The 23,818-nt window shown below is 73.6% G+C and carries 17 protein-coding genes; 5 read left to right on the plus strand and 12 right to left on the minus strand.

All coding sequences use genetic code 11. From position 1 onward, the window contains the following. Positions 1–9: 9 nt before the first annotated feature. A complete protein-coding gene (gene leuS / locus DV701_RS06285) occupies positions 10–2,925 on the minus strand; it encodes a leucine--tRNA ligase (RefSeq protein ID WP_114930847.1) in 2,916 nt (971 codons plus the stop codon). 209 nt (positions 2,926–3,134) lie between these two features. Further along, positions 3,135–3,401, minus strand: a complete 267-nt coding sequence (rpsT, locus tag DV701_RS06290) for a 30S ribosomal protein S20 (RefSeq protein ID WP_114927551.1) — start codon at positions 3,399–3,401, stop codon at positions 3,135–3,137. Between the two features lie 290 nt (positions 3,402–3,691). Between rpsT and DV701_RS06295 the strand changes: the two genes are divergently transcribed. Next, positions 3,692–5,134, plus strand: a complete 1,443-nt coding sequence (locus DV701_RS06295; RefSeq protein ID WP_114927552.1) for a cell wall-binding repeat-containing protein — start codon at positions 3,692–3,694, stop codon at positions 5,132–5,134. Between the two features lie 131 nt (positions 5,135–5,265). Here DV701_RS06295 and holA read toward each other — a convergent pair whose 3' ends face one another. After that, positions 5,266–6,240, minus strand: a complete 975-nt coding sequence (holA, locus tag DV701_RS06300) for a DNA polymerase III subunit delta (RefSeq protein WP_114927553.1) — start codon at positions 6,238–6,240, stop codon at positions 5,266–5,268. Positions 6,241–6,330: 90 nt separating this feature from the next. Between holA and DV701_RS06305 the strand changes: the two genes are divergently transcribed. Both DV701_RS06305 and arsM read left to right on the plus strand, forming a co-directional pair. Then, on the plus strand, positions 6,331–6,714 hold the full coding sequence (locus DV701_RS06305) for an ArsR/SmtB family transcription factor (protein ID WP_114927554.1): 384 nt from the start codon (positions 6,331–6,333) through the stop codon (positions 6,712–6,714). After that, positions 6,711–7,490 (plus strand): arsenite methyltransferase, encoded by a 780-nt coding sequence (arsM, locus tag DV701_RS06310; protein WP_114927555.1) that lies wholly within the window; start codon positions 6,711–6,713, stop codon positions 7,488–7,490. Before DV701_RS06305 ends, arsM begins: the two co-directional genes overlap by 4 nt. 9 nt (positions 7,491–7,499) lie before the next feature. Here the strand turns inward: arsM and DV701_RS06315 are convergent, their stop codons facing one another. From DV701_RS06315 to DV701_RS06350, 8 genes are all read right to left on the minus strand, one after another. After that, positions 7,500–7,949: a DUF952 domain-containing protein gene (locus DV701_RS06315; RefSeq protein WP_114927556.1), complete on the minus strand. Its 450-nt coding sequence runs from the start codon at positions 7,947–7,949 to the stop codon at positions 7,500–7,502. Then, positions 7,946–10,147 carry an ATP-dependent DNA helicase gene (locus DV701_RS06320; protein WP_114927557.1) on the minus strand — a complete coding sequence of 734 codons (2,202 nt, stop codon included), beginning with the start codon at positions 10,145–10,147 and terminating at the stop codon, positions 7,946–7,948. The genes DV701_RS06315 and DV701_RS06320 overlap by 4 nt, the downstream gene beginning before the upstream one ends. Before the next feature lie 274 nt (positions 10,148–10,421). After that, positions 10,422–12,077: a molybdopterin-dependent oxidoreductase gene (locus tag DV701_RS06325; protein WP_114927558.1), complete on the minus strand. Its 1,656-nt coding sequence runs from the start codon at positions 12,075–12,077 to the stop codon at positions 10,422–10,424. Positions 12,078–12,138: 61 nt separating this feature from the next. Continuing rightward, the gene (gene fdhD / locus DV701_RS06330; RefSeq protein WP_114927559.1) at positions 12,139–12,972 is read right to left on the minus strand and encodes a formate dehydrogenase accessory sulfurtransferase FdhD; all 834 of its coding nucleotides are present in this window, start codon (positions 12,970–12,972) and stop codon (positions 12,139–12,141) included. 90 nt (positions 12,973–13,062) lie between these two features. Beyond that, entirely contained in the window at positions 13,063–15,720 is a 2,658-nt protein-coding gene (locus DV701_RS06335) for an MGH1-like glycoside hydrolase domain-containing protein (RefSeq protein WP_202863652.1), read from the minus strand. 71 nt (positions 15,721–15,791) lie between these two features. Continuing rightward, entirely contained in the window at positions 15,792–17,318 is a 1,527-nt protein-coding gene (gene hflX, locus DV701_RS06340) for a GTPase HflX (protein WP_114927561.1), read from the minus strand. A gap of 75 nt (positions 17,319–17,393) precedes the next feature. Next, the gene (locus tag DV701_RS06345; protein WP_162802850.1) at positions 17,394–18,068 is read right to left on the minus strand and encodes a TetR/AcrR family transcriptional regulator; all 675 of its coding nucleotides are present in this window, start codon (positions 18,066–18,068) and stop codon (positions 17,394–17,396) included. A 5-nt stretch (positions 18,069–18,073) separates the two neighbouring features. Next, entirely contained in the window at positions 18,074–20,920 is a 2,847-nt protein-coding gene (locus tag DV701_RS06350; RefSeq protein WP_114927563.1) for an MMPL family transporter, read from the minus strand. Between the two features lie 227 nt (positions 20,921–21,147). On the opposite strand from DV701_RS06350, the gene DV701_RS06355 reads away from it, so the two are divergent. Together DV701_RS06355 and DV701_RS06360 are read left to right on the plus strand one after the other, a co-directional pair. Beyond that, positions 21,148–21,858 carry an MgtC/SapB family protein gene (locus DV701_RS06355; protein ID WP_114927564.1) on the plus strand — a complete coding sequence of 237 codons (711 nt, stop codon included), beginning with the start codon at positions 21,148–21,150 and terminating at the stop codon, positions 21,856–21,858. A gap of 27 nt (positions 21,859–21,885) precedes the next feature. After that, positions 21,886–22,503: a class I SAM-dependent methyltransferase gene (locus DV701_RS06360; protein WP_114927565.1), complete on the plus strand. Its 618-nt coding sequence runs from the start codon at positions 21,886–21,888 to the stop codon at positions 22,501–22,503. A gap of 25 nt (positions 22,504–22,528) precedes the next feature. Here DV701_RS06360 and DV701_RS06365 read toward each other — a convergent pair whose 3' ends face one another. Next, positions 22,529–23,797: a hydroxymethylglutaryl-CoA reductase, degradative gene (locus DV701_RS06365; RefSeq protein ID WP_114927566.1), complete on the minus strand. Its 1,269-nt coding sequence runs from the start codon at positions 23,795–23,797 to the stop codon at positions 22,529–22,531. Between the last annotated feature and the right edge of the window lie 21 nt (positions 23,798–23,818).

Consider the following 23,818-nt stretch of genomic DNA (forward strand, 5'->3'; position numbering starts at 1 on the left):
GGCACGAGCTCAGACGACCACGTTGACCAGCCCGGGAGCGCGCACGATCACCTTGCGCACCGGGGCACCGTCGATGAACGACTGCACCTTCTCGCTGGCCAGGGCCAGCTCCTGCAGCGCCTCGCCGTCGATGTCCGCGGGTACCTCCATGCGGTCACGGACCTTGCCCCGGACCTGCACGACGCAGGTCACGGTGTCCTCGACCAGCTTGGCCGGGTCGGCCTGCGGGAAGGGCACGTAGGCCAGCGTGCCCTCGTGGCCCAGCCGCGACCACAGCTCCTCGGCGATGTGCGGCGCCACGGGCGCGACCATGAGCACCAGCGGCTCGACGGCCGCGCGCGGGACGACGTCCAGCTTGGTCAGGTGGTTGTTCAGCTCGATCATCTTGGCGACCGCGGTGTTGGTCCGCAGCGCCTCGTAGTCGGCGCGGACGCCGTCGATCGTGCGGTGCAGCGCCTTGTCGGTCTCCTCCGACATCGGCTCGTCGCTGACCGTGACCTCGCCCGTCTCCTCGTCGACCACGTTGCGCCACAGCCGCTGCAGGAAACGCATGGAGCCGACGACCGCGCGGGTCTCCCACGGGCGGTACTGCTCCAGCGGACCCATCGACATCTCGTAGACCCGGAAGGTGTCGGCGCCGTACTGCTCGCACATCTCGTCCGGCGTGACGACGTTCTTCAGCGACTTGCCCATCTTCCCGTACTCCTGGGTCACGGGCTCGCCGTCCCAGGTGTATGAGGAGGCTCCGCCGTCGGCGGGCACGTGCTCCTCGACCTCCGCGGCAGGGACGGGGAAGCCCCGTTCGTCGCGGTAGACGTAGGCCTCGATCATGCCCTGGTTGATCAGCCTGCGGAACGGCTCCTCGGAGGAGACGTAGCCCAGGTCGTAGAGCACCTTGTGCCAGAAGCGGGCGTACAGCAGGTGCAGCACCGCGTGCTCGACGCCGCCGACGTACAGGTCGACGCCGCCGGGGTCGACGGCCCCGGCCGGCGCCCCGGCCACCGGCTCCGGCCGCGGGCCGATCCAGTAGCGCTCCACGGTCGGGTCGACCGGCGCGTCCTCGTTGGCGGGGTCCAGGTAGCGCAGGTGGTACCAGCACGACCCGGCCCAGTTGGGCATGGTGTTGGTCTCCCGTCGGTACGTCCGCACGCCCCGGCCGTCGCCCAGGTCGAGCTCGACCTCGACCCAGTCGCGCGCGCGGGCCAGCGGCGCCTCGGGCGAGCTCTGCGCGTCCTGCGGGTCGTAGGTCCGCGGGCTGTAGTCGGGCACCTCCGGCAGCTCGACGGGCAGCAGGTGGTCGGGCACGCTGTGCGCGACGCCGTCCTCGTCCCACAGCACGGGGAACGGCTCGCCCCAGTAGCGCTGCCGGCTGAACAGCCAGTCCCGCAGGCGGTAGGTGGTCGTCGGCTCGGCCAGGCCCCGGCCGGCCAGCCACTCCACGATCCGCTCCTTGGCCTCGACGACGCCCAGCCCGTCCAGGCTGACCTCGTCGTTGTGGGAGTTGATCGCCGGTCCCTCGCCGGTGAACGCCTGGTCCTGCGGGTGCCCCTCGGTCGGCTGCACGGTGCGGACGATCGGCAGCCGGTAGGTCTGGGCGAAGTCCCAGTCGCGCTGGTCCTGCCCGGGCACGGCCATGATCGCGCCGGTGCCGTAGCCCATCAGCACGTAGTCGGCCACGAAGACCGGGATCCGGGCGCCGTTGACCGGGTTGGTCGCGAACGCGCCGGTGAAGACGCCGGTCTTGGTCTTGGCGTCGGCCTGCCGCTCCACGTCGCTCTTGGTGGCGGCGCTGCGCTGGTATGCGGTCACCGCGGCCCGCGGGGACTCCTCACCCTGGTGCCAGGCGGGGTCGGTGCCCTCCGGCCACTCCTGCGGCACGATCGACTCCAGCAGCGGGTGCTCGGGGGCGAGGACCATGAAGGTCGCGCCGAACAGCGTGTCGGGCCGGGTGGTGAAGACCCGCAGCGTCTCCTGGGTGCCCTCGGACGTCCCGACGACGAAGGCGACGTTGGCGCCGGTGGAGCGGCCGATCCAGTTGCGCTGGATCAGCTTGACCTTCTCCGGCCAGTCCAGCCGGTCCAGGTCGTCCACGAGCCGGTCGGCGAAGGCGGTGATCCGCATCATCCACTGGCTCAGGTTGCGCTTGAAGACGGGGAAGTCGCCGCGCTCGGAACGCCCGTCTGCGGTGACCTCCTCGTTGGACAGCACCGTGCCCAGCCCGGGCGCCCAGTTGACCGGCGCGGCGGTGACGTAGGCCAGGCGGTAGGAGTCCAGCACGTCGGCCTGCTCGACCGGGCTCAGCTCGGCCCAGGTCCGCCCGTCCGGTGTGGCCCGCTCCCCCGACGCCAGCTGGGCGACCAGCTCGGAGATGGGGCGCGCCCGCCCGGTGCCCCTCCCGTCGCGCGAGGTCGCCTCCGGGTCGTACCAGGACTCCCGGATCTGGGTGAAGATCCACTGGGTCCACCGGTAGTAGCCGGGGTCGATGGTGGCCAAGCTGCGGCGCTGCTCATGGCCCATCCCCAGCCGGCGCAGCTGGGCGCGGTAGACCTCCATGTTGGCCTCGGTGGTGACCCGGGGGTGCTGACCGGTCTGCACCGCATACTGCTCGGCGGGCAGGCCGAAGGCGTCGAAGCCCATGGTGTGCAGGACGTTCATCCCGGTCGTGCGCAGGTAGCGGGCGTGCACGTCGGTGGCGATGAACCCCAGCGGGTGCCCGACGTGCAGGCCCGCCCCGGAGGGGTAGGGGAACATGTCCATGACGTAGCGGTGCCCGCGGACGATGCGCGGGTCGTCCGGCTCGGCCCAGGGCCCGGCAGGGTTGGCCGACCGGAACGTCCCCTCGGCCTCCCAGCGGTCCTGCCACCGCGCCTCGATCCGGCCCGCCAGCTGAGCGGTGTAGCGGTGCTCGGGGATCCGCTCGTTCATCTTCTCCTCGTCCTCTCGTTCGTGCTCGATCGTGCCTCGGTGCACAAAAAAGCCCCTCGCGCGTGGAGGGGTCAGCCGCGCCGGGTGTGCGTCGTCAGCGCGGCTGGGTAAGGAGGAGCACGCAACGGGTCGTCATGATGGACCGATCCTAGCGCAGCAGGGCGCCCACCCCGAGAGGTGAGCGCCCTGCCGACGTCAGCGCGGAACGCTCAGGCGCCGATCGAGTTGAGGCGCTTGGCCATGGCCGACTTCTTGTTGGCGGCCTGGTTGGAGTGCAGGACGCCCTTGGAGACGGCCTTGTCCAGCTTCTTGGAGGCCAGCTGCAGCGCGTCCGCGGCCTTGGCCCGGTCGCCGCTGTCCACTGCCTCGCGGAACTTGCGGATCCAGGTGCGCAGCTCGGACTTGTGGGCGCGGTTGCGCTCGGTGCGCTTGGCGTTGGTCTTGACGCGCTTGATCTGGGACTTGATGTTTGCCACGAAGTGTCTTCCTGCGAAAGTGGTGGTCGGATGTCGTGAGGGCGACGGTCGCACGGTCCAGAACGAGAGGCGTGGGGATGCCCTGGCGAGTGGCCCGTGCGGGGTGCTGCTGCGGTGCGCGCACGACCGGGCGCGCACGCAGTGGACCAATCTACCAGCGGTCCGCCGTCCGGCCCAAGTCGGCGCCGGCCGGACGCTCGGGCACGGGCACCCGATGTATCCGTGCGGCGATTCCCCGCTCTGTGTAGTGACGCCGCACTCCGCGGCGCCACCACTCGGAGGGAAGAACCATGAACGACCTTCACGCAGGCACCACCGTCCGCGCACGGCGGCGCACCGCCGCCGTCGCCGCGCTGGCCACCGCCACCGTCGGTGTCGTGGGCGCCGTCCCGGCACGCGCGGCCACCCTGGGGGACTACGACATCACCGGGGTCCAGTTCGTCAACGGCGACTGCAGCCGCAACGAGTACGTCGTCAAGGGCTCGGTGACCGGCGACACCGACGACGGCGGCGGCTTCGACAAGATTCGCGTCCAGGTCTGGGACGACGGCATCCTCAAGGACGCCAGGGACACCGAGGTAGCGGTCGGGACGACGATGGACGTCACCGCCTTCCTCTCCTTCGTCGGCCTCTACGGCACCGGCGCACCTGGCGTGGGCATCGAGATCGTCGACATCGACGGCTCCGGGGACCCGGTCGCCACCCTGAGCAGCGACGACCCCTTCTTCCCCGAGGACGTCGACGGCCCCTGCAGCTTCGACATCGAGCGGATCGGCGGTGCCGACCGGATCGAGACCGCCGCGCTGCTGTCCCAGCAGAAGTTCGTGGCGGCCGACACCGTCCTCATCGCCAGCTCCCGCGCCTTCCCGGACGCGCTGGCCGCAGCGCCGTGGGCCGCCCAGCTCGGCGCGCCGCTGCTGCTGAGCCGCCCCGGCGGGCTGTCGGCGGTGGCCACCGCCGAGCTCACGCGGCTCCAGCCCTCTCGCGTCATCGTCGTCGGCGGCCCCACCGCGCTGGGGCAGGACGTGCTGGACGACGTCCAGGCCGCCCTCCCGACGGCGGTCGTGGACCGCGTCGGCGGCGCCGACCGCTACGCCACGGCCGGGATGGTCGCGAGCCAAGTCGTCCAGGACAGCTCGGCGGAGGTCTTCGTCGCCTCCGGCCAGGACTTCCCGGACGCGCTGGTCCTCAGCGCCCTGGCGGCCCGCCACCAGGCGCCGCTCGTGCTGACCCGGGGCACCTCGCTGCCCGCCGCCACGGCCACGGCGCTGGCAGGCCTGTCCTACGACGCCCTGTACGCCGCCGGCGGACCCACGGTGCTCTCCGACGACGTCCTCGACGCCGCCGCCGACGGGGTGCCGGTGACCCGCTACGCGGGTGACGACCGCTACGGGACGGCCGAGCAGGTCCTCGAGCAGTTCCCGGCAGAGGGCAAGGTCATGGTGGCCAGCGGCCAGGCGTTCCCGGACGCCCTGACCTCGGTGCCGGTCGCCGCACGGACCGGCGCAGGGGTCGCGCTGACCAGGCCGGCGGCCGTGCCCGCGGGGATCATGGACGAGATCGACCGGCTCATCTCCAGCACGCCCTACCCGCTCATCACGATCGTCGGCGGCACCACCGCCGTGAACCCGAGCGTCGAGACCCAGCTGCAGACGCTGTTCGGGTCCAGCCCGGCGCCCGCGCAGCGGCCGCAGGGCACCCAGACCGACAGCAACGTCCCGGCGACCCGCTGAGCGTTGGCGGCCGTCGCTGACCCCGACGGTCGTGCCCGGTCCGGCGGTGACGGTCCGAGCGTCCCTGCGCCACGGCGCGGCGGGCGCCGGAGCGTCGCCGTCGGACGCGCAGCACCCGGCTCACGTCCGGCTCAGCGGTCGCGCGCCCGGCAGACGTCGAGGACGGCGCGCTCCACGGCATACTCCGGGCTGCGCACGGCGGCCTCGGTGCGCAGGCCGCCCTTGACGTCGACGTCGGCCCGCGCGACCGCCTGGATGGCCCGGCCGAGGCTGGGCCCGTCCCAGCCTCGCGCGACCCGGCGGGCCTGGTCGACCTGCCACGGGGCCATGCCGAGGTCCCGGGCGACCTGCCCGCTGCTCCCCCGGCCGGCGGCGGCGACCTTGCCGACCTGGCGCAGCTGCATGGCGAGCACCGCGACGATCGGCACCGGGTCCAGCCCGCCGAGCATCGCGTGGCGCAGGAGCCCCAGCGCCGTGGCCTCGTCCCCGGCCAGCGCGGCCTCGGCGACCTTGAAGCCCGTCGTCTCCACCTTCTCGCCGTAGTAGGTGGTGACGTGCTCCACCTCCACGGTGCCCTCGACGTCGCGGACCAGCTGCGCGCAGGCGCCGGCCAGCTCGCGCAGGTCCCTGCCCAAGGCCTGCACCAGCGCGCCGACCGCGTCGTCGGCGATCCGCCGTCGGGCGGTGCGGAACTCGTGCTTGACGAAGGCGTGCTTGTCGCCCTCCGCCTTCACCGCCTTGGCCTCGATGACCCGGGCGCCCTGCTTCTTGAGGGTGTCGAGCACCTTCTTGCCGCGGTTGCCGCTCTTGTGCCGCACGACGAGGGTGACCATGTCGGCGGGCTGGGCCAGGTAGCCGAGCAGGTCCTCCACCAGCGGGTCGTCGGCCTCGTCCATGTCGTGCACGACGATGACGGTCCAGCCGCCGAACAGGCTGGGGCTGGCGTGCACGAGCAGCTCGCCCGGCTGGTAGCCGGCGGCGTAGAGCTTGACGACCTCAGCCTCCGGCTCGACCGTGCGGACGGCGTGGAGCACCGAATCCACCCCGCGCTCGGCGAGGATCTCCTCGGGCCCGGTGATGAGGGCGAGCTCCAGCGGTGACGTCACGGGACCAGCCTGCCACGCGCCACCGACAGGCCGGGAGGTGATCCCCCAGGTCTTGTGCGAGGATGAAACATCGACTATCGTCGATGATCGATGAATGCCACCAGGATCCTGTCCCGCGACGTCGCCGAGGAGTATGCGGACTGGTTCCGCACGCTCGCCGACCCCACCCGCGTCCAGCTGCTGGCGTGGCTGGCCCGCCAGGACCGGCCGGTGCCCGTCCGCGACGTGGTCGACGCCTTGCCGCTGTCGCAGTCCACGGTCAGCCACCACCTCGCCGTGCTCGCCCGCACCTGCTTCGTCGTCGCGACGAAGGAGGGGACGAGCACCTACTACACGGTCAACCCGAGCTGCCTCAGCGCGCTGCCGACCGCCGCCGACCAGATCATGGCCGGCGCCTCGGGCATCTGCTGCTCGCCGACGCTGACCGACCTGTCTGGAACCGCCGCCCGCACCCTGACCCAGGAGCGACCATGACCGACATCCGAGAGACCGTCCGCGACCGCTACGCCGACGCCGCACGGGCCGCGGGCACCCCGACCCCCGGAGCCTCGTGCTGCGCACCTGGTGCCGGCACGGCCTTCGCCGCGCTGAACCGGGACGCGGAGGGCCGTGCCGTCTTCGGTCGCGACCTCTACGCCTCGGACGAGGAGACCCGGGGTCAGGGCATGGCGGACGCCGTCGAGCTCTCGCTGGGCTGCGGCGTGCCGACCGCCGTCGCCGACCTGCACCCCGGCGAGGTCGTCCTCGACCTGGGATCAGGAGCAGGAGGGGACGTCCTCATCTCCGCCGGGCGCGTCTCCCCCGGGGGACGGGCGATCGGCCTGGACATGACGCCGGAGATGCTGGACCTGGCGAGGCGCAACGCCGAGGCCGCGGGCGTGGACAACGTGGAGTTCCTCCAGGGCTACCTCGAGGAGGTGCCGCTGCCCGACGACAGCGTGGACGTGGTCATCTCCAACTGCGTCATCAATCTCGCGGCCGACAAGCGGGTCGTCCTGGCCGAAGCGGCACGGGTGCTGCGGCCGGGTGGCCGGCTCGCGGTCTCCGACGTGGTCGCCGACGAGGACATGGACGAGGCCACCCGCGCGGACGTGGCGCAGTGGACCGGGTGCATCGCCGGGGCCCTGACCGAGAAGCAGTTCCGGGCGGTGCTGCTGGAGGCCGGCTTCGCCGACGTCGAGATCACGAGCACGCACCGGGTGCACGCGCACGCCGCCTCGGCGATCGTCAGGGGGGTCCTGCCGGCCTGACCGGGCTGGTCAGCAGGCTGCCACGTCCTGCCAGGGGCCGAGGTCGAGCCAGCCCTTCTGCACCGCGGCCGGCCGGGTGCGCGTCACGGCGGCCACCGGCAGCGGCCCGTAGAGGTGGGGGAAGAGCGGGGACGCCGGGTCGTCGGGATCGCCGGGCTCCTCCCGCACCTCGACACCGGCCTGCGCGAGCGCCCTCGGGTCGATCTCCAGGACGACGAGCGGCTCGGCGGCCCGGGCGTAGAGCAGCTTGGCCACGCCGGGCAGCTGCTCGGGCCAGGAGGCGTGGATGAACCCGACCTCGGCCAGGCTCGCCCCGCGGGTGGAGCGCTCGTAGCTGCCCGCCCGCAGCGCCTCCTGCCAGTGCACCTCCTCGGCCAGGTGCCACAGCGGACGGTCCTCGGCGGCCTCGGCGGCCTCGGCGCCCGGCGCGGCCGGCGCGGGGTCGGGCGCGGACGTCATACCCCGACCTGCAGGCCCAGCTGGTTGAGGCGGGCGGTGACCAGGTCCGGCGCCAGCTCGAGGTGCTCGGCGAGCTCCTCGACCGCGACCCCCGCCTCGAGGCCGTCGCGCAGCTCCTCGTCCTGCTCGTCGGTCCAGGCGTGGCCGCCGGTGACCGCGGTGCGCGGCGAGCGGGCGACGGGGACCGGGCCGGGGGACACCAGCGGCGCACCACCGAGCCCGCGCGCCGCCGGCGCGGCCACGGGCAGCACCTCCCCGGCGGTGGCGTCCAGGCGGGCCAGCGCCTTGAGCACGAGCGCCCGGTCGTCGGTGGGCCAGAACGGCGGCAGTGACTTCTGCAGGAACGGTGCGTAGCGGGCGGACATCATCCGCGAGTCGAGGAAGGCCACGACGCCGCGGTCGGAGGAGCTGCGCACCAGGCGTCCCGCACCCTGGGCCAGGCGGAGCGCGGCGTGGGTGGCCGACACCTGCATGAACCCGTTGCCGCCCATCCGCGAGATCGCCTCGGTCCGGGCCGAGGACAGCGGGTCGTCGGGGCGCGGGAAGGGGATCCGGTCGATGATGACCAGCTGGCAGGCCGGCCCGGGCACGTCGACCCCCTGCCAGAGCGACATCGTGCCGAACAGGCAGGTCGTGGCGTCCGAGGCGAACCGGCGCACCAGCGTGGGCGTCTGGTCCTCGCCCTGGCACAGCACGGTGATGCCGACGTCGGCCAGGCGGGTGCGCATCTCCTCGGCGGCGGCCTCCGCGGCACGGCGCGAGCTGAACAGGCCGAGGGTCCTCCCGCCGGCCGCCCGCACGAGGGCCTCGATCTCGTCGAAGACCACCGGTGCCGCCCCGTCGCGCCCGGGCGGCGGGAGGCGGGAGGCGACGTAGGCGATGGCCTGCTGCGGGTAGTCGAACGGCGAGCCCACGTCCAGGCCCTCCCACGCCGGCGACCCGGCCCCGCGCAGCCCCATGGTGCCGGCGACCGCGTCGAAGGAGCCGCCCAGCTCGAGGGTGGCCGACGTCAGCACGACGGTGCGCCCCTCGAAGATCTTGTCGCGCACCAGCATCGCCACGCTCATCGGCGCCACGCGCAGCACAGCGCCGCGGCGCTGGTCGTGGCTGACCCAGACCACGTCGAGGTCGCGCTCCTCGAGCACGCGGGCTGCGGTGTCCTGGACCTCCTCGACCGCGGCGAGCGCCATCTGCCGGCCCCCGTCGACCTCGGCGCCCTTGTCGGGCTTGATCTGCGAGAGCGTCTCGCGGGCCGCGTCGCGGACCAGCTGCAGGGTGGTGACCAGCCGCTCGGGCAGCTGGCCCAGCTTGCCCTCGGGCAGGTCGGCGAGGGTGTCGGCGACCAGCTCGCTGGTCTGGTCCAGGCGGGCCGACGCCTCGCCCTTGCCGGCCCGACGGGCGGCCGCCGTGACCGTGCCGGAGGTCAGCTCGTCGGTGATCGTGGAGGTGACGCGGTCGGTCAGCTCGTGCGCCTCGTCGACGACGAGCAGGTCGTGCTCGGGGAGCATGAACCGCCCCTCGAAGGCGTCGATGGCCATGAAGGAGTGGTTGGTGACGATGACGTCGACCTCCTTGGCCGCCTCCCGCGAGCGCTCGACGAAGCACTCGGCAAAGACCGGGCAGCGGCTGCCCAGACACTCGTGCGCGGTGACCGAGACCTGCCGCCAGGCGCGGTTGCTCACGCCGGGCACGAGCTCGTCGCGGTCCCCGGACTCGGTGATCTCGGCCCACTCGCGCAGGCGCACCACCTCCTCGCCGGTGCGCGAGCGCTCCCGGTCGACCGACCCCATGCTGAGCAACGCGTCCTCGTCGTCGTCGGGGAAGCCGCCGACCAGCTTGTGCTGGCACAGGTAGTTGGACCGCCCCTTGACCAGGGCGAACGTCGGTCGTCGCCCCACCAGCGGCTCGAGCGCGTCGGCGACGCGCGGCAGGTCGCGGTCGACGATCTGGGCCTGCAGCGCCAGGGTCGCGGTCGCCACGACGCTCGGCCTGCCGGTCCGCATGGCGTGCGCGACCGCCGGCACCAGGTAGGCCAGCGACTTGCCGGTCCCCGTCCCCGCCTGGACGAGCAGGTGCTCCTCGCGCTCCACGGCGCGCTCCACCGCCTGCGCCATCGCGACCTGGCCGGGACGCTCGGTGCCGCCGACCGCGGTCACCGCGGCGTGGAGCAGCGTGTCGAGGTCGGGGACGTCAGGCATGGGGTTCAGGGTATGCCGTGCCGCCGACGTCCGCGGTCGGCCGTCCACAGGTCAGCCCCTCGGGAGGCGAAGCTGCACCTCCCGCGCCTCACACCCGCCCCGTCCCTCGACCGCGCCTGGCGTCGACCGATCCGGGGCACTCGCCCCGGTTCCGTCCCTCGACCGCGCGTGGCGTCGACCGATCCGGGGCACTCGCACCCGTTCCGTCGGACCGCCCCGCGTCGCAGGCCCAATCCGCAGGCCGGCCAGCCGCAGTCCGGGGCCTCCGGCGGCCTCAGCGCACGGTCACCCGCACCGTGTGCCAGCCCGATGCACCGTCCGGCGCCGGCGGCGCGGTCCGGTCGGTCTGCAGCTCGCCGGTGCCGTCGGTGGCGCGCACGGTCAGCTCGTGCTGCCCCGCCTCTGCGTCCGACCACTCCCACGTCCACAGCCGCCACGCGTCGACGGTGGGCTCGGCGAGGAGGGTGGCCTCGCTCCATACCCCGTCGTCGACCCGGACCTCGACCTTGGAGATGCCCCGGTGCTGCGCCCAGGCGACCCCCGCGACGGTGACCGGGCCGGCCGGCGCCTCCCGGCGGGGCACGTCGATGCGCGAGGCGGTCTTGACCGGCCCGAGCGCCGCCCACCCGCGGGGCGTCCAGTAGCCCTCGTCGGCGTCGAAGCGGGTGACCTTGAGCTCGGTGAGCCACTTCGTCGCCGACACGTAGCCGTAGAGACCGGGCACCACCAGCCGCACCGGGTAGCCGTGCTCGACCGGCAGCGGCTCGCCGTTCATCGCCACGGCGATCAGGGCGTCGCGGTCGTCGGTCAGGACCTCCAGCGGCGTGCCCGCGGTGAACCCGTCGACGCTGCGGGAGAGCACCATGTCGGCCCCCTCCTGCACGCCCGCGCGGGCCAGCAGCTCGCGCACCGGCCACCCGGTCCACCGCGCGTTGCCGACGAGCTCGCCGCCGACGGTGTTGGACACGCACGCGAGGGTGACCAGGGCCTCGACGTGGTCCTGGGCGAGCAGCTCGGCCCAGTCCAGCTCGATCTCCTGGTCGACCATCCCGGTGACCCGCAGCCGCCACCGGCCGACGTCCACGCGCGGCGCGAAGAGCGCGGTGTCGATCCGGTAGAAGTCCGCGTTGGGGGTGAGGAACGTCGTCTGTCCGGGAACGTCGGACAGCGCTTCCGCCGGCACCTTCACGCTCCGTCGCGGCGTCGGCAGCCCCAGCCGGGCGACGGCGTCTCCGGCGGCCCGCCCGGTGCGCGCGAGCGCCTGGCCGGCGACCACCCCCAGCACGCCCAGCACGCCGATGCCGGCGGCCGCGCCCAGCACCCCGCGACGGGTCGGTGCCGGACGGTGGTCGGTGCGCACGGCCTCGGGGTGGGTATGCCGTTCGCGCCCGGCACCCACGCCGGGCCTCGGTGCCGCAGGCGCGGCGCGAAGCCGGCCCAGCAGCACCCAGAGCACGCAGGCTCCGACCGCCAGCCCGACGAGGGTCGGCACGAGGTCCAGCGGGGCGAAGGACGGCCGGGTGGCGACCGCCGCCAGGGCGACGGCGCCGAGCAGGAGGAGCACGGCGGCCGCGGCCGTCCGGGAGACCACCCCGAGCCGCCCGACGAGCAGCGCGAGCACGAGCAGGGTCACGACGATGCCGATCCCGAGCACGAGCTTGTCCGCCGTGCCGAAGGTGGCTACCGCCCAGTCCTTGAGCCAGTGCGGGGTGAGGTCGACGAAGGCTCCGCCCACCGCCAGCAACGGCGAGGGCGTGCCCTGGCCCCCCAGGACGCGCAGCAGGGCGCCGGCCAGGAGCTCGGCCACCCCGACGGTCACCGCGCCCGCGGCCACGCCGACCAGGGCCGGGCCGGGCCCGCCGGGGCTGCTCGTGGCACGCTCCGGCGGGCCGGTCGCGGCCGGTCGCGCCGCCTCGGTCGTGCTGGTCATCGGCCCATCATGCACCCGCCCGCTGGGAGGACGGGCGGTCGGAGCACGCCACCAGGTCGCATCAGCGCACCCGCTGCCGCCCCGTGTAGACGTTGAGCGAGGAGCCCCGGTTGAAGCCGACCAGCGTCAGCCCGCTCTCCTCGGCGAGCTCCGCCGCCAGCGAGGACGGCGCGGACACGGCCGACAGCGTCGGGATCCCGGCCATCGCGGCCTTCTGCACCAGCTCGAAGGACGCCCTGCCGGATACCTGCAGGACCGCGCCGGGCAACGGCAGGACGTGCTCGCGCAGCGCCCAGCCCACGACCTTGTCCACGGCGTTGTGCCGGCCGACGTCCTCGCGCAGGCAGGCCAGCTCCAGGCCGCCCGCCCCGGGCAGGAACAGCCCCGCGGCGTGGACGCCACCGGTGCGCTCGAAGACCGCCTGCCCCTCCCGAAGCCGGTCCGGCAGCGCGAGCAGCTCCGCCAGCGGGTGCGCGGCGACGTCCGCGGCCAGGTCGTGCCGGCCGACGCGCCGGACGGCCTCGATCGAGGACGTCCCGCACACGCCGCAGGAGCTGGAGGTGTAGACGTGCCGCTCCAGCGACGGGTCCGGCGGGGCGACCCCCTCGGCCAGCGTGACGTCCACGACGTTGTAGTCCCGCTGCCCGTCCGCCCCGATCCCGGAGCGGTAGTCGATCTGCGCGACCTCCTCCCACCCGGCGAGCATCCCCTCGCCGTGCAGGAAGCCGACCGCCAGGTCGAAGTCGTCCCCCGGCGTCCGCATCGTCACCGACAGCGACCTGGCGTTGACGCGGACCTCCAGCGGCTCCTCCCCGGCCAGCACGTCGGCGCGCTCGCGCACCTCGCCGCCCGCGGTGAGCCGCGTGACGCGGCGACGCTGCGTGACCTTCACCATGCGGCCAGGGTATGCCGTGCGCCGCCGCGGTCGTCCCGCGCACCGGTCAGGGCCGCCGCCGGACCCTGGACCGGCAGGAGAGCCGGCTCCTCAGCGGTTCGGGATCCCGTCCGGGCTGCAGATGAAGTGCGCCACCAGTGCTGTCCAGCCGGTCTGGTGGGAGGCCCCCAGGCCGGCTCCGGTGTCGCCGTGGAAGTACTCGCTGAACGTCGGATGGGCGTCCCAGAGCTCGCCCGAGGGGTGGTGGCGCGGGGTGGCCGGGCGACGTCCGTCGGGGCCCGGGCGGAACATCCCGACGAGCCGGTCCTCGATCTCGTCGGCCACCTCGGTGACCGTCAGCTGGCGGCCCGACCCCGTCGGCATCTCCACGGTCTCCCCCGCGCCCGCCGCCCGGCCGTAGTTGCGCAGCGCGTCGACGAGCAGGGCGTTGACCGGGAACCAGACCGGTCCGCGCCAGTTGGAGTTGCCGCCGAACATGCCGGAGTCGGACTCCCCCGGCACGTACTTCAGCGACATGTCGCGGCCGTGCACGGACACCGTGATGCCGTCGCGGTGCGCCGCCGACAGCGATCGGATCCCGTGCGGGGAGAGGAACTCCCCCTCGTCCAGCAGCCGGCGCACGGTCGCCCGCCACTGTCCGCGGTCCACCATCGACAACGTCCGCAGGCTGTGCCCGCGGCGGTTGGTGTGCAGCAGCGCATCGGCCAGCTCCGGGCGCCGGCTGGTCCACCCGTCGAAGAAGTCGGTGAGGTCGGGCAGCTCGTAGGCCACCCAGTTGGGGACCATCGCCACGCCGGTCAGCGGCAGCAGCCCCACCATCGAGCGCACCGGTAGGGGGAAGGTGTGCCCGTTCTCGTCGACGAGCACGTCGTGGAAGAACTCGTCCTCGGCGTCCCAGAGCGAGACGTGCCCGCTGCCGACGTCCTCCATCGCCTGGGCGATCGCGAGGAAGTGGACGAGGAACTTGGTGGCGACCTCGTCCCAGGCCGGGTCCTCGCGCGCGAGCTCGATCGCCATCCGCAGCATCCGCAGGCAGAACATGCCCATCCACGCCGTCGCGTCGGACTGCTCCAACCGCTGCCCGTCCGGCAGCGGCTCGGAGCGGTCGAAGAGCCCGACGTTGTCCATCCCGAGGAAGCCGCCCTCGAAGATGTTGGAGCCCTCCGGGTCCTTGCGGTTCACCCACCACGGGAAGTTGAGCAGCATCTTGATGACGATGCGCTGGAGGAAGTCGCGGTCCTGGTTGCCGTCGATCGCGTAGACCTGCCACGCGGCCCACGGGTGCACCGGCGGGTTGACGTCGGAGAAGTTCCACTCGTAGGCCGCCAGCTGGCCGTTGGGGTGCATCGCCCACTCGCGGCACATGAGCAGCAGCTGCCACTTGGCGAACCAGGGGTCGACGTGCGCCAGCGGGACGCAGTGGAAGGCCAGGTCCCAGGTGGCGAACCAGGGGTACTCCCACTCGTCGGGCATCGAGATGACCTCGGCCAGGTTGAGGTGCTGCCAGTGCTTGTTGCGCCCGTCCAGCCGCGAGCGCGGCGGTGCCGGCTGGGCGGGGTCGCCGGCCAGCCAGCGCGGCACGTCATACAGGTAGAGCTGCTTGCCCCACTGCAGCCCGGCGAACGCGCGCCGCGCGATGAGCGCGTCCTCCTCGCTGGTCCCCTCCGGCAGGACGTCCGCGTAGAACTCGACGGCCTCCTGCTTGCGCCGTGCGACCACCTCGCTCAGGGGCGTCTCGGGGTCGGGGCGGCCCTGCAGCTCGGTCAGCCGCAGCCGCACCGTGACGCTCTCCCCCGGGGCGACCTGCTCGACGTGCCACCAGAACGCCATCTTGGTCCCCCGCTGCCGAGGGTCGCACGCGTCCGCCTGCCCGTGCACCACCGCGCGGTCCACCGCGTCGACGGGGTATGCGGTGTAGTCCTCCGGCACGGCGCCCTCGCCGTAGAGGGTCGCCAGGTTGGTCTCGTTGTCGCAGAAGAGGACCCGCGGCCGGACGGGCGAGTCCTCGGCCACCACCTGCAGGCTGCCCAGCTCGTGGTGCCGGGCGAGCACGCGCACCGGCCCCGCACCGGCGTCGCCCTCGTCCAGCCACAGCTGGGGGCGGCGGTCGTCCAGGCCCCAGCTCCACGTGTTGCGGAACCAGACCTGGGGCAGCAGGTGCAGCGGTGCCGGGTCGGGCCCGTGGTTGGTGGCGGTGATCTCGACGCAGACGTCGCCGGGGCTGGCCTTGGCGTGGGTGACGGTGACGTCGAAGAACCGGTCCTGGTCCAGGATGCCGGTGTCCGCCAGCTCGTACTCCTCCTCGCCGTGGCCGCGCCGGCCGTTGACGCGCACCAGCTCCTCGTAGGGGTAGGCCGCCTGCGGGTAGCGGTAGAGCCAGCTGGCGTAGCTGTGCGTGGGCGTGCCGTCCAGCGCCCACCAGTACTCCTTGGCGTCCTCGCCGTGGTTGCCCTGCGGGTTGGTCAGCCCGAAGATCCGCTCCTTGAGCCGGTCGTCCCTGCCGTTCCACAGCGCGAGCCCCAGGTTGAGGTAGCCGTCGACGTCGCACAGCCCGGCCAGCCCGTCCTCGCCCCAGCGGTAGGCGCGCAGGTGCGAGTGCTCGAAGGGCAGGTAGGCCCACGCGTCGCCGTCGGCGGAGTAGTCCTCCCGGACGGTGCCCCACTGGCGGGCCGAGACGTAGGGCCCCCAGCGGCGCCAGGCGGCGCGGGAGTCGGCGGAGTCGGACAGGCGCTGGTGCTCGGCAGTCACGGACCAACCCTGCCACAGCGCGCCCGCCCCGCCCCGCGGGACGGGAGGGGGCCCTTTCGCGCCGGTCCGGCTCAGACGGCGTAGGAGCCGAGGTGGCCGTGCAGGTCCTCGTCCACCTTGGCGCGCAACCGGGTGCCCTCCCCGGTGTGCTCCTCGGAGAGCACCTCGCCCTCCTCGTGCAGCCGCGCGACCAGGTCGCCCCGCTCGTAGGGCACGAGCACGTCGACGAGGATCTCGGGGCGGGGCAGCACCCGGGCGACCAGCTGCTCCAGCTCCTCGATGCCCTGGCCGGTCCGGGCGGAGACCACGACCACGCGCTCGTGCATCCGCTCCAGGCGCGCGAGCACGTCGGGGTCGGCGAGGTCGGCCTTGTTGACCGCGAGGATCTCGGGCAGCTGCAGCGCTGCGCCCTCGTCGACCTCGGCGAGCACCTCGTGGACCGCCTGGATCTGGCTCTCCGGGTCGGGGTGGGAGCCGTCGACGACGTGCAGCAGCACGTCGGCCAGGGCCGCCTCCTCCAGCGTGGAGCGGAACGCCTCGACCAGCTGGTGCGGCAGGTGCCGCACGAAGCCGACGGTGTCGACGAGGGTGTAGTCCCGTCCGTCCTCGGTCTCGGTGCGCCGCACGGTCGGGTCCAGGGTGGCGAAGAGCTGGTCCTGGACGAGCACGCCGGCGCCGGTGAGCCGGTTGAGCAGGGAGGACTTGCCGGCGTTGGTGTAGCCCACGATCGCCACGCTCGGCACCTTGTTGGCGCGGCGGGAGCCGCGCTTGGTGTCGCGCACGGTCTTCATCGCGGTGATGTCGCGGCGCAGCTTGGAGATGCGGGTGTTGATCCGGCGCCGGTCCAGCTCGATCTTGGTCTCGCCGGGTCCGCGCGAGCCGATGCCCTCGCCGCCGGCCACCCGGCCACCGGCCTGTCGTGACATCGACTCGCCCCAGCCGCGCAGACGCGGCAGGAGGTACTGCAGCTGGGCCAGCTCGACCTGCGCGCGGCCCTCCTTGCTCTTGGCGTGCTGGGCGAAGATGTCGAGGATCAGGGCGGTGCGGTCGATCACCTTGACCCCGACGACGTCCTCGAGGGCACGCCGCTGGGAGGGACCGAGCTCGCCGTCGGCGATGACCGTGTCGGCGCCCTGCGCCACGACGATCTCGCGCAGCTCCTTGGCCTTGCCCGAGCCGAGATAGGTGGCGGGGTCGGGCTTGAGGCGGCGCTGGATCACGCCGTCGAGCACCTGCGAGCCGGCGGTCTCGGCGAGCGCCGCGAGCTCACGCATGGAATTCTCGGCGTCCTCGGCGGTGGTGCGGCCGTCGTCGGTCCAGACGGCGGCCAGGACCACGCGCTCCAGCCGCAGCTGGCGGTACTCGACCTCGCTGACGTCCTCGAGCTCGGTGGACAGGCCGGCGACGCGGCGCAGCGCCGCGCGCTCCTCACGGTCCAGCTGGTCCCCGTCGAAGCTCTCGCCCCCGTCCCCGCCCCAGGTCTCCCGGCGCTCGCGCAGCTCGCTCTCGTGGTCGTCGTCGAGGGCCTGGGCCCGGCGCTCCAGCACCGAGGGGCGCGTGCCGCGCCCGTTGTGGTCGGCGTGCGGGGTGGCTGTCATGCAGTCCTTTTCTCGTCGGGTGGTGGGGATGCGCCGTGCACACGCACGGCGGACTCTCCCCAGCCTCTCACCTCGTCAACGCGCGCGGCGAGCGATTTCTGCCCCACCGGCGGTCTCGGCCGCGCGCACCGCCGCGTCGCCCTCAGGGCCGAGCGCGACCTCGAGCCGGGCCAGCACCCTGGTCAACCCGGTCACGACGGCGTCGAGCGAGCCGGCACCCGGGTCGTGCGCGTGCTCCTCGGCGGCCATGCCGAAGTGCCTGGAGACCACCCCGTAGACGGCACCGGTGACCATCGCCAGATCGGCGTCCACACCGTCTCCGCCAGGCCGCACGGTGGAGCGCAGGTGGCCGACGGCCAGGCTCCACGTGCGCCACAGCGCGTCGTTCCAGAAGGGGACCAGCTGGGGGTGGTCCGCGCACAGCCGGCGGAAGGAGGCGAGCACGTTGGGTAAGTCCCCGGCGAACTGGTGCTCGACCAACGACCGCACGCCGGTCAGCAGGTCGCCGCCGGCCGGGGTCGTCCACCCGGCCAGACCGTCCTGCACGGTGAGGACCAGCACCTCCGCGACGGCCTCCTCCTTGCCCGCGAAGTAGTTGGAGAACGTCCGCCGCGAGAGCTGGACGGCGCTGGTGACCTCGTCGACGGTGACGTCGTCCAGGCCGCGCTCCAGCACCATCTCGTAGGTCGTCCGGGCCAGCGCGCGGCGGGTCGCTGCGCGCTTGACCTCCCGCAGGCTCGTCTCACCCATCGACATCAGGATCGCACGGGTATGGCGTCGCCCACCGCCCCGGCTTCCGGCTCGCCGCTCCCGGCGGGTCGGGGGTCCGGGGTCGCGGGGCCCGGCGCACGCTCGAGCCGGGAGCCTTCCACGTCCAGCTCGGGCAGGAGCCGGTCGAGCCGGGGCGGCAGCCACCAGGCTGCGTCGCCGACGGCGTGCAGCAGGGCGGGCATCAGGGTCATCCGGACCAGGAAGGCGTCGATCAGGACGCCGACCGCCAGGGCGAAGCCGAACTGGGTGATGACCGGGTCGTCGGTCAGCACGAAGACGGCGAAGACCGAGACCATGATGACGGCTGCGGCGACCACGACCCGGCTGGCGTGGGCGAAGCCCTCGGCGACCGCTCCGCGACCCGCCGAGCCGTGCACGTGCGCCTCCCGCATCGCGGTGGTGAGGAACACCTGGTAGTCCATCGCCAGGCCGTAGAGGATGCCGGTCGCCATGATCGGCAGGAAGCTGAGCACGACGCCGGGCCGGTCCACGCCGGCGAGCCATCCGAGCGTGGCCGTGCCGAAGACGGCGGTGGTCAGTCCGAAGCTCGCGCCGACGGTCAGCAGGAAGCCGAGGGTCGCCACGAGCGGGATCACCAGGGACCGGAAGACGAGCAGCAGGATGAACAGCGCCAGGACCACGACGACGCCCAGGTAGACCGGGACCGCCTCGGCCAGCCGCTGGGAGAGGTCGATGTTGATCGCGGTGAGGCCGGTCACCCCAAGCTCGTCGACGCCGTCCACGACCTCGGGCTGACGCAGCGTGTGCACGAGCTCCTCCGTGCTCGGGTCCATCGGTCCCTCCTCCGGAGTCACCGCGTAGATCTCGAGCGTGCCGTCCTTGTCGGTGCCGCGCAGGGCGGCGTCGGCCACCCCGTCGACCCGGGCCAGATCCTCGAGCGTGGCGCCGATCCGGTCGAGGTGGCTGTCGGTGCCGGCGGGACGCTCGACCGTGACCAGCAGCGGCCCGGTGGCCCCGGGGCCGAGCGCCTGGGCGGTGAGGTCGGCGTTGAGGCGCTCCGGGGACCCGGCCGAGGCGGAGGCCCCGCCCGGCATGCCCAGGCGCATGTCCGCGGCGGGCAGGGCAGCCAGCCCCAGGAGCGCGACGACGGCGACCACGACGAGCCACGGCCGGGCGGTGACGACCCCTGCCCAGCGGCGCGCGGCGCCACCGGTCGGCGACCGGTGCGCGCCGCGGCTGCGGGCCCTGGCGCGACGGCTGACGATGCGCTCGCCGGCCAGGCCGAGCAGGGCGGGCAGGGCTGTCAGGGAGACCAGGACCGCCAGGCCCACGGTCGCGGACGCAGCGACGGCCATCGTCGTGACGAAGCCGATGTCGAGCACGAGCAGCCCCAGCAGGGCGACGATCACGGTGAGCCCGGCGAAGAGCACCGCGGAGCCGGCGGTCCCGACGGCCGTCGCGGCCGCCTCCCGGGCGCTCATGCCCCGCTCGAGGATGAGCCGCCGCTGCTTGTCGAGGATGAACAGCGCGTAGTCGATCCCGACGGCCAGGCCCAGCATGAGCGCGAGCACCGGGGTCGTGGACGTCATGTCGTAGAACTCCGAGAGTCCGAATGCCCCGCCGACCCCGATCGCGACGCCGAGCAGCGCGGTGAGGAGCGGCAGCCCGGCAGCCACCAGCGAGCCGAGGGTGAGCAGCAGGACGACGCCCGCCACGAGCAGCCCCAGCGCCTCGTGACCACCCACCGGCGGCTCCAGCGGTTGCAACGAGTCGCTGGGGTAGGCCTGCAGGCCAGCGGCGGCGGCCCCGCCGGTGAGCGCCGTCACGACCTCCTCGGCGGCCCCCGCGGGCAGGTCGTCGAGCTGCTCGGTCAGCTGCACCTGGAGGACCGCGATCGTCCCGTCCGCGCTCACCGTCGCCCCGGGCACCTGCTCGCCGTCGACCACCAGCGGCCGGCCGGCCGGCGAGGTCCCGCCCTGGAGCCGACCGAGATCGCCCATGACCGCGGCCACCTGCTCGTCGACCTTCTCCTCGATCTGCTCCCGCGGGTCCTGCCCGCTGGTCAGCAGCAAGGACGTGCCGTCCGCGCTGCCGGCCCGCAGCATCTCTGCGGCTGCGGGGTCCGCCTCGGTCAGTTCCTGGACCCGGGAGGACAGCTGGACCACCCCGTCCAGCTGCTGCTCGACGGGCGCCGCCAGCAGCTCGACCACGCTCGTCCCGATCCCGGCGAGCTCCTCGGCCCTGGTGTCGAGCTGCCCCTGCATGTCCTCCAGCAGGAGGCCCAGCTGCGCGGGGCTCGTCGGTGCCGGGGCGCCGCTGCCGGCCAGCTGCTCCTGCTGCCAGGGCTGGAGCGGCGGGGGCTGGCCGGTCGCGAGCAGCGCCAGCTGGACGGCGACGTCCTCCGAGCGGTTGCGCAGGACCTCGTCCACCTCCAGGAGCCCGGCACCCATGCCCTCCAGGCCCCGGGTGATCTCCTCGCCCGTCCGGGCGGTCGCGGACTCGGTCGCCTTCGCGCGCAGCTCGGCCTCCTGCTCGGCACGCATCGCCTCCCGGTCGACGACGCGGCCGGTGTCCACCCCGGCCTTCAGGGCGGCGGCGACGCCCTCCGCCGCGCGGCCCTGGTCGACCCGGCCCTCCTCGGCCCGGAAGACGACGGTCCCCTGCGCACCCGCGGCCTCCGGCAGCTCGGCCTGGACCCGGTCGAGGACCTGCTGCGCGGAGGTGTCGCCGACCGTGATGCTCGTGGAGACCTGGGTGTCGGCGGTGCCCGCCAGGCCGACCACGCCGACCAGCAGGAGTGCCCACAGCAGCAGGACCACCACGGGATGGCGGAAGGAGCCGGCGCCGAGGCGCGCGAGAAGGATGGACACGGGGAGCGCCTCTCGGTCGGGGACGTGGTGGGCAGACGCACAGCAGAACACATTCATTGCCCATTGCGCAAGATTGCCTACTGGGCACTTCAAGCCGCCCTCGCCCTCGTCGCCGCGCCCGAGAACCGCCGGGGTGTCTTCTCACCAGACGGCTCGACCGGGCCGGCCCCCTCCGCGGCGTCGACGCGCGGCGCCGCCACTGGCCCGCTCGGCGATAGGGTGAACGGGTGCAGCTGTGGACGACGACCTCGTGGCTGCAGCTGGGCCTGCTCGCGCTGGCGTTCGTGCTCTGCTCGCTCATCGGGCTGGAGCGGCAGTACCGCCAGAAGGCCGCCGGCTTCCGCACCCACGTCCTGGTCGGCACCGGGTCAGCCGGGTTCACCCTGGTCTCGGCCTTCGGCTTCGCCCCGGTGCTGGGGGAGGACGTCGTCCTCGACCCGTCGAGGATCGCCGCGCAGATCGTCTCGGGGATCGGCTTCCTGGGCGCCGGGGTGATCTTCACCCGGGAGGACTTCGTCCGCGGTCTGACCACCGCGGCGACCATCTGGGTGGCCGCCGCCGTCGGGATGGCCTCGGGCGCGGGCATGGTGTCGCTGGCGGTCGGCCTGACGTTCCTGCACCTGTTCGCGCTCGTCGTCGTCGGACCGCTTGCCCTGCGCCTGCCCACCCGCGACTCCAACCGGGTCCTGCGGATCATCTACGTCGACGGCCGCGGCGTGCTGCGCCGGCTGCTCGCGGAGGCGACCACCGTGGGCTTCAGCGCCTTCGTCCTGGGCACACGCCGTCAGGACGGCTCCGACCTGGTGGAGGTGGACGTCCGCTTCAAGGGTGGGGCACCGCTGCACCAGCTCATCCCCACCCTGCACGAGGTCGACGGGGTCCGTTCCGTGCACCTGCGCCGCGACCAGGACGACGACGAGGACGACGCCGAGGCCTGAAGCGGCGCTGCTCACTAGACTCGCGCCGTGCCCGAGGACCACTACTTCACCGCCCACCCCGCCTCCGACGGCGAGCTGCGCCGGGTGCCGGTGCGCCTGGCCGGCCGCGAGGTGGAGGTCGTCACCGCGGGTGGTGTCTTCTCACCAGGCGGCCTCGACCGAGGCACCCGCGTGCTGCTCGCAGAGGTTCCTCCGCCGCCGGCGGAGGGCGCCTTCCTGGACCTGGGCTGCGGCTGGGGGCCGCTCGCGCTGACCCTGGCGCTGCAGTCCCCGGAGGCCACCGTGCAGGCGGTCGACGTCAACGAACGCGCCCTCGACCTGTGCCGCCGCAACGCGCGGACGCTGGGCTGCACCCGCCTCGTCGCGTCGACGCCGGACGAGGTCGACCCGGACACCGGCTACGACCTGATCTGGTCCAACCCGCCGATCCGGGTCGGCAAGGCGGTGCTGCACGGGATGCTGACCACCTGGCTCCGGCGGCTCGCGGCGGGCGGGACGGCCTACCTCGTGGTGCAGAAGAACCTGGGCGGCGACAGCCTGCAGGCGTGGTTGGCGCGCACGCTGCCCGACCTCATGGACCCGGTGACCGTGGCCCGCGAGGCGACGAGCAAGGGTTTCCGGGTGCTGCGCGTCACCCGCGCCTGAGGTTCGGACGAGGACGAGGGCCGCTTCAGCGGGCGCCCCGGATCTGCGCGAGCACCTGCTCGGCGCGGTCGTGGCGGAAAGCCTTCTCGGCGACCAGCCGCTCCACCAGCGGGCCGACCTCGTCCGGCCCGGCCCCCACCGCCACGGCGATGTTCTTGGCGTGCAACGACATGTGGCCCCGCTGGACGCCCTCACCGGCCAGCACCCGCAGTGCCGCGATGTTCTGGGCCAGGCCGACCGCGGTGATCAGCTCGGCCAGCTCTGCGGCCGAGCGCACGCCGGTCATCGCGACCGCGGCCCGGGCGCCGGCATGCGTGGCGGTCGCTCCGCCCACGAGCCCGACCGGCATCGGCAGCTCGAGGGTCGCCACGAGGTTGTCGTCGGCGTCCTTCTCGAAGGTCGACAACGAGGTGTAGCGGCCCTCCGGGGAGATCGCGTGGGAGTGTGCCCCCGCCTCGACCGCCCGGGTGTCGTTGCCGGTCGCGAGCACCACGGCGCTGACGCCGTTCATGATGCCCTTGTTGTGCGTGGCGGCGCGGTAGGGATCCGCGGCCGCCAGCTTGTAGGCGTGGACCATGTCCTCGACGACCCGCCGGCCCCCCAGGGTCTGCACGTCGCACACCGCCCGGGCCCGGGCCAGGCGCAGGTCGGCCTTGTTGGTGAGGATGCGCAGCACCGCGCGGCCGCCGCCGATCTCGGCGACCCGGTCGGCCACCGCCTCGGCCATCGTGTTGACCGCGTTGGCGCCCATGGCGTCCCGCACGTCGACGACCAGGTGCGCGACCACATACCTCTCACCGTCGGCGTCGACGACGCGGACGACCAGGTCGCGGACACCGCCGCCGACCTCCACGAGCCGCGGGTCCTGCGCGTCGGCGAGCGCGACCAGCTCATCCCTGGCCTCGAGGATGCGCAGCCGGGCGGCGAGCGGGTCGACCACGTCCACGAGCTGGACCTGGGCCTGCATGAGCGGACCGGTGCTGGACGTGCGGAAACCGCCGAGCGCGCGGGCCATCCGGGCGCCGTTGCTGGCCGCGGCGACCACGGAGGCCTCCTCGGTGACCATCGGCACGAGCACGTCGCGCCCGTTGACCACGAGGTTGGCCGCGACCCCGACCGGGAGGGAGAAGGCGCCGACCACGTTCTCGCTCATCGTCGCCGCGTCCTCCAGCGAGAACCCGCCGGGATCCAGGGCGGCGAGGTCGGCGACGGCCAGGCCGGCCTGTTCGGCCACCGCCTGCCGTCGCTGCTCGACCGTGAGGTCGCGGAAGCCGGGGATGCGGCTGCTGGTCATGGCTGCTCCTCGTGCGGGTGG

Source organism: Ornithinimicrobium avium (genome assembly GCF_003351765.1).
In the GTDB taxonomy this organism is placed as follows: domain Bacteria; phylum Actinomycetota; class Actinomycetes; order Actinomycetales; family Dermatophilaceae; genus Ornithinicoccus; species Ornithinicoccus avius.